The 13,634-nt window shown below is 72.9% G+C and carries 11 protein-coding genes; 4 read left to right on the top strand and 7 right to left on the bottom strand.

Annotation, left to right across the window (positions count from 1 at the left end; genetic code table 11):
- Positions 1-4: 4 nt before the first annotated feature.
- On the bottom strand, positions 5-637 hold the full coding sequence (pgsA, locus tag QQG74_RS11515; protein ID WP_341720280.1) for a phosphatidylinositol phosphate synthase: 633 nt from the start codon (positions 635-637) through the stop codon (positions 5-7).
- Positions 638-882: 245 nt separating this feature from the next.
- Here pgsA and QQG74_RS11510 point away from each other — a divergent pair, with 245 nt between their 5' ends.
- The gene (locus tag QQG74_RS11510) at positions 883-3,030 is read left to right on the top strand and encodes an elongation factor G-like protein EF-G2 (RefSeq protein ID WP_341720279.1); all 2,148 of its coding nucleotides are present in this window, start codon (positions 883-885) and stop codon (positions 3,028-3,030) included.
- Positions 3,031-3,143: 113 nt separating this feature from the next.
- On the opposite strand, the gene QQG74_RS11505 is transcribed toward QQG74_RS11510, so the two are convergent.
- The 3 genes from QQG74_RS11505 to thrS all read right to left on the bottom strand — a co-directional run bounded on the left by QQG74_RS11505 (position 3,144) and on the right by thrS (position 7,201).
- Positions 3,144-4,202: an aldo/keto reductase gene (locus tag QQG74_RS11505; protein WP_341720278.1), complete on the bottom strand. Its 1,059-nt coding sequence runs from the start codon at positions 4,200-4,202 to the stop codon at positions 3,144-3,146.
- Between the two features lie 430 nt (positions 4,203-4,632).
- Positions 4,633-5,145, bottom strand: a complete 513-nt coding sequence (locus QQG74_RS11500; RefSeq protein WP_341721206.1) for an HIT domain-containing protein — start codon at positions 5,143-5,145, stop codon at positions 4,633-4,635.
- 43 nt (positions 5,146-5,188) lie between these two features.
- On the bottom strand, positions 5,189-7,201 hold the full coding sequence (gene thrS, locus QQG74_RS11495; protein ID WP_341720277.1) for a threonine--tRNA ligase: 2,013 nt from the start codon (positions 7,199-7,201) through the stop codon (positions 5,189-5,191).
- A 200-nt stretch (positions 7,202-7,401) separates the two neighbouring features.
- Between thrS and QQG74_RS11490 the strand changes: the two genes are divergently transcribed.
- Positions 7,402-8,232: a DUF1775 domain-containing protein gene (locus QQG74_RS11490; RefSeq protein WP_341720276.1), complete on the top strand. Its 831-nt coding sequence runs from the start codon at positions 7,402-7,404 to the stop codon at positions 8,230-8,232.
- A gap of 52 nt (positions 8,233-8,284) precedes the next feature.
- Here the strand turns inward: QQG74_RS11490 and QQG74_RS11485 are convergent, their stop codons facing one another.
- Positions 8,285-9,205, bottom strand: coding sequence for an ADP-ribosylglycohydrolase family protein (locus QQG74_RS11485; protein WP_341721205.1), 921 nt, complete (start codon positions 9,203-9,205; stop codon positions 8,285-8,287).
- Positions 9,206-9,278: 73 nt separating this feature from the next.
- Here QQG74_RS11485 and QQG74_RS11480 point away from each other — a divergent pair, with 73 nt between their 5' ends.
- Both QQG74_RS11480 and QQG74_RS11475 read left to right on the top strand, forming a co-directional pair.
- Positions 9,279-9,968, top strand: coding sequence for a response regulator transcription factor (locus QQG74_RS11480; protein WP_189044135.1), 690 nt, complete (start codon positions 9,279-9,281; stop codon positions 9,966-9,968).
- A 29-nt stretch (positions 9,969-9,997) separates the two neighbouring features.
- A complete protein-coding gene (locus tag QQG74_RS11475) occupies positions 9,998-11,398 on the top strand; it encodes a HAMP domain-containing sensor histidine kinase (RefSeq protein ID WP_341720275.1) in 1,401 nt (466 codons plus the stop codon).
- A 349-nt stretch (positions 11,399-11,747) separates the two neighbouring features.
- Here the strand turns inward: QQG74_RS11475 and QQG74_RS11470 are convergent, their stop codons facing one another.
- Complete coding sequence (locus QQG74_RS11470) at positions 11,748-12,770, bottom strand: adenosine deaminase (RefSeq protein WP_341720274.1); 1,023 nt, start codon at positions 12,768-12,770, stop codon at positions 11,748-11,750.
- Between the two features lie 43 nt (positions 12,771-12,813).
- Complete coding sequence (locus tag QQG74_RS11465) at positions 12,814-13,599, bottom strand: trans-aconitate 2-methyltransferase (RefSeq protein WP_341721204.1); 786 nt, start codon at positions 13,597-13,599, stop codon at positions 12,814-12,816.
- Between the last annotated feature and the right edge of the window lie 35 nt (positions 13,600-13,634).

The raw sequence follows: 13,634 nt of genomic DNA, 5'->3' as shown, positions 1-13,634 counted from the left end.
CCGCTCACCGGCCGCCGCCCGGCACGTCGATCTGCCGGGCCTGCTGGTAGACGTGCCGCATCCGCTGCCCGACGGTGAACAGCGACACCGCCGCCAGCAGCCAGAGCGCGACCGGCAGCGCCGCTTCGACGCCGAGGCCGGTGAGCAGGCCGCCGACGCCGACGATCAGCAGCCGCTCGGTGCGTTCGGCGATGCCGACGTTGCAGCTCATGCCGAGCCCTTCGGCCCGGGCCTTGACGTACGAGACGAGCCCGCCCGCGGCCAGACAGATCAGCGCGGCGGCCAGCCCGGCACGATCGCCCTCGGTGGCCAGGTAGAAGGCGACCGCGCCGAACACCGCGCTGTCGGCGACCCGGTCCATGCTGGAGTCGAGGAAGGCACCGAACCGGGTGGAGCCGCCGCTCATCCGGGCCATCGTGCCGTCGAGCAGGTCGGTCAGCGCGAAGACCGTCACGATCACCGCTCCGGCGACCAGGTGACCGCGGGCACCGAAGCCGAGGGCACCGACGAGCACCCCGAGGGTGCCCGTCACGGTGACCGCGTTGGGGGACACGCCCGCGCGCAGCAGGCGGCGGGCAATCGGCTCGACGACGCGGGTCATCCCCGCGCGGGCCGACACTTGGAAGATCTTCGCCATGGCGGTCCCACGATAACGGTCGGCTGCTGGCCATCGACAGCACCGTCCGTGCACGGAGGGTTGTGCCGGCCTCTCATCGGGTGTGAGATCGAGCCGGGAGGGTGACCCGGCTCACCTGACCGCCCGTTGATCGTCCGGCTCGACGCGATCCACCGGAAGATATCGCCGCAGTATTCCGCCCGGGCCGCATCCCCGTCGCGCGCGGCGGTCACCACCCACCACCACGGCTGAGGGAGGTGCGCCCGATGGCGCAGAGGAATCAGGACAAAGGGGTCACCGGTGCGCCAGTGGCGACCGATCCCGCGAAGATCCGCAACGTGGTGCTGGTCGGGCACTCGGGAGCGGGCAAGACCAGCCTGGTCGAGGCCCTGCTCGCCGCCACCGGCACGATCGCGCGGGCCGGCTCGGTCACCGACGGCACCACCGTCTGCGACCACGACCCGGCCGCCGTCCGCCAGCAGCGTTCGGTCTCGCTGGCCTGCGCACCGCTGACGCACGACGGATTCAAGGTCAACCTGCTGGACACGCCTGGCTACGCCGATTTCGTCGGTGAGCTGCGGGCCGGCCTGCGCGCGGCGGACGCCGCGTTGTTCGTGGTCTCCGCCGTCGACGGGATGGACGCGGCCACCGCCGCCCTCTGGGAGGAGTGCGCGGCTGTCGACATGCCCCGGGCGGTCGCCGTCGCCCGGCTGGACCATCCGCGCGCCGACTTCGACGAGGCGGTGGCGCTGTGCCAGCGGGTCTTCGGCGACAACGTGCTGCCGCTCTATCTGCCCATGCTCGGCGACGACGGCGTATCCACCGTCGGCCTGCTCGGGCTGATCACCCGGCGGGTGTTCGACTACACCGACGGCCTGCCGCCGCAGGTGCGCGAGCCCGATCCGGAGCACCTGCCGGCCATCGTCGAGTCCCGCAACGAGCTGATCGAGGGGATCATCGCGGAGAGCGAGGACGAGACCCTGATGGACCGCTACCTCGGTGGCGAGGAGATCGGCACCGACCTGCTCATCGAGGACCTGGAGAAGGCAGTGGCCCGGGGCCACTTCTACCCGGTGGTGCCGGTCTGCGCGGCGACCGGGGTCGGGCTGGACGCGCTGCTGGAGGTGCTCACCGCCGGCTTCCCGTCGCCGCCGGAGCACGCGCTGCCCGCGGTCACCGGGATCGACGGCACGCCCCGCCCACCGCTGACCTGCGACCCGGACGGTCCGCTGGTCGCCGAGGTGGTCAAGACCACCATCGACCGGCACGTCGGGCGGGTCTGCGTGGTCCGCGTCTTCTCCGGCACGCTGCGCCCCGAGCAGACGGTGCACATCTGCGGGCACGGCCTGGCCGACCGTGGCCACCCCGACCACGACGCCGACGAGCGGATCGCCCATCTCTACAGCCCGCTGGGGGCCACCCTGCGGGAGGTCGGTGTCGCGGTGGCCGGTGACATCTGCGCGATCACCAAGTCCGGCAGCGCGGAGACCGGCGACACCATCTCCGCCAAGGACGACCCGTTGCTTGTCGCCCCGTGGGAGATGCCGGAGCCGTTGCTGCCGGTGGCGATCGTGGCGAAGTCCCGCTCGGACGAGGACGCCCTGGCCCGCAACCTGGCCCGGCTGGTGGCCGGCGACCCGACAATGCGGCTGGAGCGCAACCCGGAGACCCATCAGCTGGTGCTCTGGTGCATGGGCGAGGCCCACGCCGACGTGGTCCTCGACCGGCTGCGCGCCGGGGGCGTCGAGTTGGACACCGAGCCGGTCCAGGTGGCGCTGCGGGAGACGCTTACCGCCCCGGCGCGGGGACACGGCCGGCACGTCAAGCAGTCCGGCGGGCACGGCCAGTACGCCGTCTGCGACATCGAGGTGGAGCCGCTGCCGCGCGGCGCCGGCTTCGAGTTCGTCGACCGGGTCGTCGGCGGTGCGGTGCCGCACAACTACATCCCGTCGGTCGAGAAGGGGGTACGCGCCCAGATGGAGCGCGGTCTGGTCGCCGGCCACCCGGTGGTGGACCTGCGGGTGACCCTGGTCGACGGCAAGGCGCACAGCGTGGACTCCTCCGACGCGGCGTTCCAGACCGCCGGGGCGCTGGCCCTGCGCGACGCCGCCGAGCGGGGCCAGCCGACGCTGCTGGAACCGATCGACGAGGTGACCGTCCGGGTGCCCGACGGCAACGTGGGCGCGGTGATGGGCGACCTGTCCGGCCGGCGGGGCCGGGTGCTCGGCACCGAGCCGGACCCGGACGCCGAGGGCCGCACGCTGGTCCGCGCCGAGGTGCCCGCCCTGGAGCTGCTGCGCTACGCCGTCGAGCTGCGCGCGATGACCGCCGGTGCGGGCACCTTCCGCCGCCGCTTCACCCGCCACGAGCCCCTCCCCACCCACCTCACCACCACCACCCACAAACGCGGTTGATCATGAGGTTGGCGGCAGTTTGAAGATCAAATACTGCCGCTAACCCCATGATCAACGGGGTGGGGTGGGGGTGGGGTGGGGGTGGGGTGGGGTGGGGAGGGGCTCGTGGGGGGTTAGGGGCGGGCGGTGGGGAGCATGGGGCTGGGCCAGTAGGGGCGGTCCACCTCGCGGAGGGCGGCGGCACGCAGCGCGGCGAGTTGCCGCTCCACCTCGGCGAAGTGATCGGGACGCAGCGGACCGAGGGCCAGCGCTGCGGCGTTCTCCGCCACCTGCTCGACGGTGCGGCAGCCGGGAATCGGGATCGCGCGCGGGCTGCGGGCCCAGATCCAGCCCAGCGCGCCCTGGGCCAGGGTGCGTCCGTCGGCGGTCAGCGCCGCCCGCACGGCCTGCACCCGGCGCAGCCACTCCGGGGCGGGCCGGCCGCCCCGGAACCACTCCAACCAGCCCGAGGTGATACCCCGGACGTCGTCATAGGGCAGGGTCGAGGCGGCGTGGTACTTCCCGGTGAGCAGTCCCATGCCGAGCGGGCCGCAGCTGATGCTGGCCAGGTCGTACTTCTCGCAGAGGTCGAGCAGGTCGGGGGCGTCCCGCAGCACCGAGAGGCTGTGCTGCACGGCGGCGGCGTGCAGGGCGTCCTGGCCGAAGGCGATGGCCCGGTCGGCCCGGTCGGTGCTCCAGCCGTACGCTCGGATCAGGCCGTCGGCCACCAGATCCTCCAGCGCGCCGACGAGCGCCTGCGCCCGGTGCACCGGCAGGTCGGGCAGGTGCAGCTGATAGAGGTCGATCCGGTCGGTGCCGAGCCGACGCAGCGAGTCGCGCACCGCCCGGTGCAGGTACGCCGGTGAGGCGTCCGCCCCGGTGGCCTGCCGGGTCCGCTCGTCGAACGTGTACCCCCACTTGGTGGCGATGACCGCTTCGTCACGCCGCCCCGCCAACGCCCGCCCGAGGACCCGTTCGCCGTGTCCGGCACCGTACGTGTCGGCGGTGTCGAACAGGGTGACGCCGAGGTCGAGCGCCCGGCGGACGGTACGGATGGACTCCTCGTCGTCGACCGCACCCCAGCCCAGCGGGGTGTGTCCCTCGGCCCAGGGGCCGGCGATCGCCCAGCAGCCCATGCCGAGGGCACTCACCTCGATGCCGCTGCGGCCCAGGGTCCGTGTCGACTGCGCCATCGGCGCATCGTGCCATCCTGCGGGCGGAATTTGGCAGAGGTCCATCACGATCATCCGTACGGGTCGCCCGGTCCGACGGATCATCCCGAACCCGCCCCGGTTTTGGGCCCCACCCACCACCGGATCCAGCGCCGCAGCTCACGGCCGGGAATGCCCGGCCACGTTTTACGCTCGGCGCTGACGGAGCGTACCCGCCAGCGTCACCCATCCCGTCTCGCTCCTTTGCTCTGCTTCAGCGGACGCAACGGTTCCGGCAGCAAGCGGTTGCGTGGGTTGAAGCAGAAGTCATTAGGGACGCAGCAGGGGTCGCCGGGTGGCGCCAGCGAGCCGGAAGTAGAGCCAGCGGACCGGAGGTAGACCCCGGCAGGTCGGAAGTAGAGCCGGCGGGCCGGAGAAACGGCGCCGGCGGTCAGCGTAGGAGCCGGGTCGGTCAGCCGGGCCAGGCGCGGACGAGCAGGTCGCGGGTGTCGCCGAGCAGCTGCGGCAGGACCTTGGTGCGCCCGATCACGGGCATGAAGTTGGCGTCGCCGCCCCACCGGGGCACCACGTGCTGGTGCAGGTGGGCGGCGATGCCGGCGCCGGCCACCCCACCCTGGTTCATGCCCAGGTTGAAGCCGTGCGCGCTGCTGACCTTGCGGATCACCCGCATGGCGGTCTGGGTGAACGACGCCAGCTCGGTCGTCTCCGGCCCGTCCAGGTCGGTGTAGTCGGCCACGTGCCGGTAGGGACAGACCAGCAGGTGCCCCGGGTTGTACGGGTAGAGGTTGAGCACCACGAAAACGTGCTCGCCCCGCGCGACCACCAGATTCTCCTCTGGTGGTCGGCGCGGGGCCAGGCAGAACGGGCACCCGGCCGGCTTGTCGTAGCCGCCCTCGGGCCGGTCGCCACCGGAAATGTAGGTCATCCGGTGGGGCGTCCAGAGCCGGTCCAGCCCGTCGGCCATGTCCCTGTCGATGTGCTCCTCCGCCCCAGTCACACCGGCGATCCTACGACCCCTCCAGCTGTGCGGAGGGGCCGGAGTTGGCGCGGGAGCGGATCACGTCGAGGACGTGGGTGACCGCGTCGGCGAGCGGTACCCCGTTGCGCTGGGAGCCGTCGCGGTAGCGGAACGACACCGTGCCGGCGGCCACGTCGTCGTCACCGGCGATCACCATGAACGGGATCTTCTGCTGCTGCGCGGTGCGGATCTTCTTCTGCATCCGGTCGTCACCGGCGTCGACCTGGGCGCGGACGCCCTCGGCCCGCAGCGCCGCGACGAAGCCGTGCAGGTAGTCGACGTGCTCGTCGCGGATCGGGATGCCGATCACCTGCACCGGAGCCAGCCAGGCCGGGAACGCGCCCGCGTAGTGCTCGGTGAGCACGCCGAAGAACCGCTCGATCGAGCCGAACAGCGCCCGGTGGATCATGACCGGCCGCTGCCGGGTGCCGTCGGCGGCCTGGTACTCCAGGCCGAACCGCTCCGGCAGGTTGAAGTCGACCTGGATGGTGGACATCTGCCAGGTCCGGCCGATGGCGTCCTTGACCTGCACCGAGATCTTCGGGCCGTAGAAGGCCGCGCCGCCCGGGTCGGGCACCAGGTGCAGGCCGGACTCCTCGGCGGCGGAGCGCAGCGCCTCGGTGGCCCGTTCCCAGTTCTCGTCGGTGCCCACCGACTTCTCCGGGTTGCGGGTGGACAGCTCCAGGTAGAAGTCGTCCAGCCCGTAGTCGCGCAGCAGTTCGAGCACGAAGGCGAGCAGAGACTTCAGCTCCCCCGCCATCTGCTCCTCGGTGCAGAAGATGTGCGCGTCGTCCTGGGTCATGCCGCGTACCCGGGTCAGCCCGTGCACCACACCGGACTTCTCGTACCGGTAGACGGTGCCGAACTCGAACATCCGCAGCGGCAGTTCCCGGTAGGAACGACCGCGCGAGCGGAAGATCAGGTCGTGCATCGGGCAGTTCATCGGCTTGAGGTAGTAGTTCGCCCCCTCCACCTCCATGGGCGGGAACATCCCGTCGGCGTACCAGTCGAGGTGCCCGGAGACCTCGTACAGGTGGCCCTTGGTGATGTGCGGGGTGTTGACGAACTCGTACCCGGCCTGCTCGTGCTTGAGCCGCGAGTAGTTCTCCATCTCGCGGCGGATGATGCCGCCCTTGGGGTGGAAGACCGCGAGGCCGGAGCCCAGCTCGTCGGGGAAGCTGAACAGGTCGAGGTCCGCGCCGAGCTTGCGGTGGTCGCGCCGGGCGGCCTCCTCCAACAGCTTCAGGTACGCCTTGAGCGCGTCCCGGGTCGGCCAGGCGGTCCCGTAGACCCGTTGCAGCTGCGGGTTGCGCTCCGAGCCGCGCCAGTACGCGGCGGCCGAGCGCATCAGCTTGAACGCACCGATCAGCCGGGTGTTCGGCAGGTGCGGCCCTCGGCACAGGTCCGACCAGCAGACCTTGTCGGAGTCGGCGGCGAGGTTGTCGTAGATGGTCAGCTCGCCACCGCCGACCTCCATCACCTCGGAGGAATCCAGCCCCTCACCCTTGACGTCGATGAGTTCCAGCTTGAACGGCTCGGCGGCCAGCTCGGCCTTGGCCTCGTCCAGGCTGTCGAAGCGACGGCGGCGGAACCGCTGCCCGGACTTGATGATCTCCTGCATCCGCTTTTCGAGCTTTGCCAGGTCGTCCGGCTGGAACGGCTTGTCCACCGAGAAGTCGTAGTAGAAGCCGTTGTCGATCGGCGGGCCGATGCCGAGCTTCGCCTCGGGAAAGACCTCCTGCACGGCCTGGGCGAGCACGTGTGCCGTCGAGTGGCGCAGCACGTTGAGCCCGTCCGGCGAGTCCAGGGCGACCGGCTCGACGACGGTCTCCTCGGCCGGACGCCAGTCCAGGTCGCGCAGCATGCCCTGTGGGTCGCGGACCACCACGATCGCCTTGGGGCCCGCGTTGGGCAGCCCGGCCGCGGCCACCGCGTCGGCCGCCGTCGTCCCGGCGGCAACGACGACGGGGTCGGCCACGGCGGGGGTACGGGGTGCGGACACGGGTGACTCCTCTGGGCAGATGTGACGGTAGGTGCCGAGGTCGGCTCTCCTGCGATGCTATCGGTCCCCCGTCGGGCGCTGCCGCCCGATATCGGCCGCACGAGATCGGGCCGACCGTTGAACCTTTTCGGCCCGGCATCCGAACTACCAGGTGCGGCCGGATCCGGTTCCGGCCGGTTCGACACGGATGGGGACCCAGGATGGCGATGACGCGCGGCGGGAGCCGTCGACGCCGGGGCGCTCTGGTGGCTGCCCTGGCCACGGCCGGGGTGCTGCTCTGGCCCGCTACGGCGTGGGCCGACGGCGTGACCTTCACACCGACCGAGGCCCAGCAGGGCAACTCGGTGAAGCTCGAATTCGTGGTGCCCGACGAACGGCCCGGGGTCCGTACCGAGCGGATCGAGATCCGGATGCCTACCGACACCCCGGTCGCCGAGGTGTGGCCGCTGTCGGTGCCGGGCTGGGCGCCGAAGATCACCACCCGGAAGCTGGACGCGCCGGTGACGGGCCTGCACGGTCCCGCCACCGATGTGGTGACCGCCGCGCTCACCTGGACCCGGGCCCCCGGCCAGGCGGATCAGGGCCCGGCCCGGCTGGTCTTCTCGATGGCCCCGCTGCCGCAGACCGACCGGCTGACCTTCGAGCTGACCCAGACGTACGCCGACGGCCTGGCGGTGCACTGGGGCGGCGGCCCAGGTCAGCGCCCGCTGCCCGCGCTGGTCCTGACCCCGGGCGACCCGGCCTACCCCGGCGGCGGCCACGGCGGGCATGGTGCGCCGCCCGGTGCCGGTACGCCGGCCGACGCCCCGCCGGCCACCGCCGCCTCCGACGGCGGCCCGAACCCCAACAGTCTGCTCGCCGCGGGCCTGGTCGCCGGTCTCGGCGGCGGCGCGGTGGTGGGTTGGCTGATCAGCCGGCGACGCCGGTCCAGTGCCGACGAGGTCGACCGCTCGGTGCTCGACTCGGCGGTCGCCACCGACGACGCCGCGACGCCGGCCGGCGAGGTGGTCGAGGCCGGCGCGCCCCGCTGAGACCGAACCCGGCCGGTCGCGTTCCGCCCAACCGGGGCGCGGCCGGTCGGCGTCAGCCGGCCCAGTCGGGCAGCGGCTCCCGGGCCGTCAGCCAGTCGCCGGGCACCCCGCCCGGGGTGCCCACTCCGGCGTACGCGGCGACCACCCCGCCGACGATCGCGGCCGTGGTGTCCACGTCTCCGCCGGCCGCCACGCAGGCCCGCACCGCCGCCGGGTAGTCGTGCAGTTGGGTGGCCGCCACCCAGCAGGTGAACGCGACGGTGTCCTGGGCGGTGACCTGGGAGCCGTTGCCGACCGCCGCCACGATCTCCGACAGTGGTCGACCGAGCAGGCCGGCGACCCGCCGGATGCCCCGACACACCTCGGTCGTCGGGTCCAGCGCCGCCGCCACCCCCGCCAGCAGGCGGGCCGGTTCGGGCCGGTCCCCGTCCAGGCGGGCGCGGGCGGCCAGCGCGGCGGCCACCGCCACCGCCTCCGCCCCGGCGATCCCCTCCGGGTGGGCATGGGTCACCTCGGCCGATGCCCGGGCCTGCGCGACGGCCCGGCTGGTCGAGTCGGCGAAGTACGCCCCCAACGGCGCCACCCGCATCGCCGCGCCGTTGCCGCAGGAGCCCTGCCCGTCGAAGGCGGACGCCGCGGCGACCGGCCACGGCGTGCCGGTGCGGATCAGGCGCAGAATGCGTACGGCGCCGGGGCCGTACCCACGGTAGGGCTCGCAGCGCTCGGCGAAGGCCAGGGCCAGCGTGTCCCGGTCGATCCGGCCGTCCTCGGCGAGCGCCGCCAGCACCGAGCAGGCCATCTCGGTGTCGTCGGTCCACTGCCAGGGCGCGGGTGGTAGCCGGCCGGCGGCCAGGTCGGCCGGCTGGTGGCCGGGCACGAAGAACTGGGATCCGAGGGCGTCGCCGACCGACAGGCCGGCGAGCGCGTCGCGGGCCAGCGCCAGGCGGGTGTCCGGATAGAGGGTGAAGGACATGGTCATGCCATCTTGGGCGGAACGTCGGGTGGGCCGCAATGACGCCGCTCGCGGCGGCGAGTACCGTGCTTGGGTGGCCACCGTCCTCCTGGTCGAAGACGATCACGTCGTACGCGGCGCGATGCTTCGGTCACTCACCGACCGGGGTCATGCCGTGCACGCGGTCGGCACCGCGTTGGACGCGCTGCGCCGGGTCGCTGCGGAAACCCCCGACCTGGTCGTGCTCGACCTCGGCCTGCCGGACCTGGACGGCTCCGACGCCCTGCGGATGCTGCGCGGCATCACCGACGTGCCGATCATCATCGCCACCGCCCGCGACGACGAGCAGTCCGTGGTCCGGCTGCTGCGGGCCGGTGCCGACGATTACATGGTCAAACCGTTCACCGGCGCCCATCTGGACGCCCGGATCACCACCGTGCTGCGCCGGGTGGGCCGGGCCAGCCGGGCGGTGCAGCCGGCCGTGCACAGCGTCGGCGGGCTGCGGGTCGACGTCGGTGAACGCAGCGCCCACCTCGACGGGACGGCGCTGGCGCTGACCCGCAAGGAATTCGACCTGCTGGCGTATCTCGCCGCCCGTCCTGGCCGGGTAGTGTCCCGGCGGGAACTCTTGGAGGAGGTATGGCGGCAGCCATCGGTCGGCGAGGACCAGACCATCGACGTTCACCTGTACTGGCTCCGCCGCAAAATGGGCGAGTCCGCGGCGAAGCCACGTTACCTGCGCACCGTGCGGGGGGTGGGCTTTCGGCTGGTGGCGCCGGACTGAGGCGCACCCTGGCCCTGCTCACGGCGGGCGTGGGCGCGCTACTGGCGCTGGCCTTCCTGGTTCCGCTCGGGCTGACCCTGAACGGTCAGGCCCGCGAGGAGGCGATCGCGGACGCGGCCCGCCGCAGCGCCCTGGTCACCGGGGCGCTCGCGGTGAGCACCGACCCGGAGGTGGTGGCCCGCGCGATCGAGGCCACCGGCAACGACCCGGCGACCCGGCCGGTCGTGCACGGCCTGACGGTGGACGGCGCCGCCGGGCGGGCCGACGACGCGCAGTTGGCGCGGGCTCGCGCCGAGGGACATTCGCTGGTCGTCGACGTCGACGGTGGCGCGCTACGGCTCGATCCGGTGGTGCTCGGCGAGCAGATCGCGGTGGTGGAGGTATTCGTCCCGGACTCCGCGCTCGGCGATGGCTGGAACAGCTGGCTGCTGCTGGGCGGGGTCGCGCTCGCCCTGGTGGGTGCGGCGGTGCTTGTGGTGGACCGGGTCGCGGCCCGGACGGTGGACGCCGCCCGCTCGCTGGTGCAGGCCGCGCTCGCGGTGGGCGACGGCGAGTTGGGCGTACACGTCGAGCCGAGCGGCCCGCGTGAGCTGGCTGAGGCCGGGCACGCCTTCAACCGGATGGCGGAACGGTTGGTCGCGGCCCGCACCGAGGAGCGGGAACTGGTGGCGGACCTGTCGCACCGGCTGCGGACCCCGCTTACCGTGCTGCGGCTGGACGCGGAGGCGCTGGAGTCCGACGACACGAGCGTGGGCGCGTTCAGTCAGGCGGAGCTGGACTACCGGCGCGGCATCCGGCGGATCCGGCAGGCGATCGTCACCCTGGAGGGCGAGATCGACACGCTGATCAAGACCACCCGCAAGGCGGTGGCCACCGAGGCGGGCCCGGCGATCTGTGACGTGAGCGAGGTGGTCCGGGAGCGGATGGTCTTCTGGGCGGCGCTGGCCGGTGACCAGAACCGCCCGCACCGGGTCAGCGGCGCCCAGCTGCGGATCCCCGCGCCGGTGCCGCGGGCCGAGTTGGCCGCCGCGCTGGACGCGGTGATCGGCAACGTCTTCCGCTACACCCCGCAGGGCACCGCGTTCGAGGTGGCGGTCTCCCGCCGGGACGGGTACGTGGCCATCCGCATCGACGACGCGGGGCCGGGCATCGCCAATCCGGACCGGGCGCTGCGCCGGGGGGCCAGCGACCAGGGTTCCACCGGGCTGGGGTTGGACATCGCCAAGCGGGTGGCGTTGCAGGCCAACGGTTCGGTAAGCATCGACCGGGCCCGGCTGGGCGGGGCCAGCGTGGTGATGCTGCTCGCCGACCCGGAGGCGACACCGCGCCAGGTCAGTCGGTTCGGCCTGGTGGGCCGGATGGCCCGGGAGGGTCGAGAGGCGAAGAGCACCGGGCGTCGGTGGCCCCGGCAGCGGCCCTCGGACGGCTGAACCGGCCCCGCGCCGGCCACCGGTGTCGGGCCCGACGACGCGGGCGGTGCGGGTTCAACCGCGCGGGCGGTGCCGGGCCGGAGGGCGTGGGCTGTGTGGGGGCACAAGTCTTCCTTAGATCCGACTTAACGCCACACCACCTGCCGCATCGGGCTGCCAGGATCAGTCGGCGAACCCAGTAGTTCCACCGGCCCTTCGCTCCCAGCGCAATCGGCCGGTGGGGCCGTGCGCGCGGCGGGAGAAACGGTCCCCCCACACCACACCCTCCCGCCGCGCGCCACTTCGGTCCTTCGTCGACACCGCCCGGCACGACCGGGCCCACCGCCCGCCCGCCGAGGCGCTGGACTCCTCAGCCGTGGGTGCGCAGGTAGGTGTCGATCTCCGCGCCGATCCGCCGCTTGCCGGCCTCGTCGAGGAACGAGGCGTCCACCGCGTTACGGGCCAGCTGCGCCACCTGCCCCGGGCCGGCGTCGAGCAGGCCGGCGGCCACCGCGTACTCGTCGTCGAGGGTGGTGCCGAACATCGGCGGATCGTCCGAGTTGATGGTGACCAGCACCCCGGCCTCGACCAGCCGGGGCAGCGGGTGCTCCTCGATCCGGGGCACCGCGCGGGTCCGCACGTTGGAGGTCGGGCAGACCTCCAACGGGATCTGACGCTCGGCGAGGTACGCGAGCAGTTGCGGGTCCTCGGCGGCGAAGATGCCGTGGCCGATCCGCTCGGCGCCCAGCTCGCGCAGCGCGTCCCAGACGGTCTGCGGGCCGGTGGTCTCCCCGGCGTGCGGCACGGAGTGCAGCCCGGCCGCCCGGGCCCGGTCGAAGTACGGCTTGAACTGCGGCCTCGGTACCCCGATCTCGGGGCCACCCAGACCGAAGCTGATCAGCCCGTCCGGGCGTTCGTCCAGGCAGATTCGCAGCGTCTCCTCGGCCGCCGGTAGGCCGGCCTCGCCCGGGATGTCGAAACACCACCGCAGCTCGATGCCGAAGTCCGCGGCGGCCCGCTTGCGGGCGTCCTCGATCGCCTCACAGAACGCCGGTGCGGGGATGCCGCGCTTGACGTGCGAGTACGGCGTGACCGTCAGCTCGGCGTAGCGGACCTGCTGGCGGGCCAGCTCCCGGGCCACCTCGTGGGTGAGGAGCCAGACGTCCTCCTGGTCCCGGATCAGGTCCACGACGCTGAGGTACAGCTCGATGAAGTGTGCGAAGTCGCGGAAGACGAAGTAGTCGGCCAGCAGCTGCGGGTCGGCGGGAACCGGGCTCTGCCCCTCGTGCCGGGCGGCCAACTCGGCCACGATCCGGGGCGAGGCGGAGCCGACGTGGTGCACGTGCAGCTCCACCTTGGGCAGTCCGGCGATGAAGGTACGCAGCTCGGTCACTGGTGCTCCTGTACGCAGGGTCGGTTGGCGCGGGTCCGGCGGCTCACCCGGGCAACGCGCCGGTTCGGGCGACGACGAAGATCCGGCGGAACGGAAAGTACACCCGCCCGCGCCGCACCGGGTACGCCTCGGCCAGACGTACCTCAAGGGCGGCCCGGAAGGCGGCCCAGCCGGCGGCGTCGAGCGCGGCCCGGACCGGGCGTAGCGCGGTGCCCTCCAGCCAGGTCAGCACCGGGTGTTCGGCGTCGGGGCGGGCCGGCAGCAGGTGCACGTAGGTAGTCTCCCAGGCGTCCACCGCGCAGCCGGCATCGGCAAGCGTCGAGGCGTACTCGACCGGTTCGGCGACCGGCGTGGCGCGCAGCAGCCCGGCCAGCGCCGCCCGCCACGTGGCGTGCGCGGCCACCTCGCGCAGCAGCCGGTGCGAGGCTGCGTCGAAGTTGCCGGGCACCTGCACCGCCAGCCAGGCACCGGCGGGCAGCTCGCCGGCCCAGCGGGTGAGCAACTCGCGGTGACCGGGTACCCATTGCAAGGCTGCGTTGCTGACCACCACGTCGGTACGCTCATCGGGGTGCCAGTGGCGTACGTCGGCCAGCTCGAAGGTGACCGGAGCGGTCAGCTCGCTGGCCCGCGCGATCATCTGCGCCGAGGAGTCCAGCCCGACGATCCGGCTACCGGGCCAGCGCTCGGCGAGGGTGGCGGTCAGGGTGCCGGGGCCGCACCCGAGGTCGACGACCGTTCGGGGATGCTCGGCACCGACCCGGGCGAGCAGGTCGTGAAACGGTCGGGACCGCTCGTCGCCGTAGCGCTGGTAGGCGGTCGGATCCCACATCATGCCTCCGCGTCAACTCTTACAAACCGTACGTC

The sequence above is a fragment of the Micromonospora sp. FIMYZ51 genome, from assembly GCF_038246755.1.
Taxonomy (GTDB): Bacteria; Actinomycetota; Actinomycetes; order Mycobacteriales; family Micromonosporaceae; genus Micromonospora.
The sequence above is the reverse complement of the archived record's forward strand: the minus strand, read 5'-3'. Positions and strand labels throughout refer to the sequence as shown.

Excerpts from the sequence above, each read along its gene's own strand:
- QQG74_RS11505 (WP_341720278.1), bottom strand. The coding sequence starts at position 4,202 with ATGGCGCAGTCGACACGGACCCTGGGCCGCAGCGGCATCGAGGTGAGT.
- QQG74_RS11510 (WP_341720279.1), top strand. The coding sequence starts at position 883 with ATGGCGCAGAGGAATCAGGACAAAGGGGTCACCGGTGCGCCAGTGGCG.
- QQG74_RS11485 (WP_341721205.1), bottom strand. The coding sequence starts at position 9,205 with ATGTCCTTCACCCTCTATCCGGACACCCGCCTGGCGCTGGCCCGCGAC.
- pgsA (WP_341720280.1), bottom strand. The coding sequence starts at position 637 with ATGGCGAAGATCTTCCAAGTGTCGGCCCGCGCGGGGATGACCCGCGTC.
- QQG74_RS11500 (WP_341721206.1), bottom strand. The coding sequence starts at position 5,145 with ATGGCCGACGGGCTGGACCGGCTCTGGACGCCCCACCGGATGACCTAC.
- QQG74_RS11490 (WP_341720276.1), top strand. The coding sequence starts at position 7,402 with ATGGCGATGACGCGCGGCGGGAGCCGTCGACGCCGGGGCGCTCTGGTG.
- QQG74_RS11465 (WP_341721204.1), bottom strand. The coding sequence starts at position 13,599 with ATGTGGGATCCGACCGCCTACCAGCGCTACGGCGACGAGCGGTCCCGA.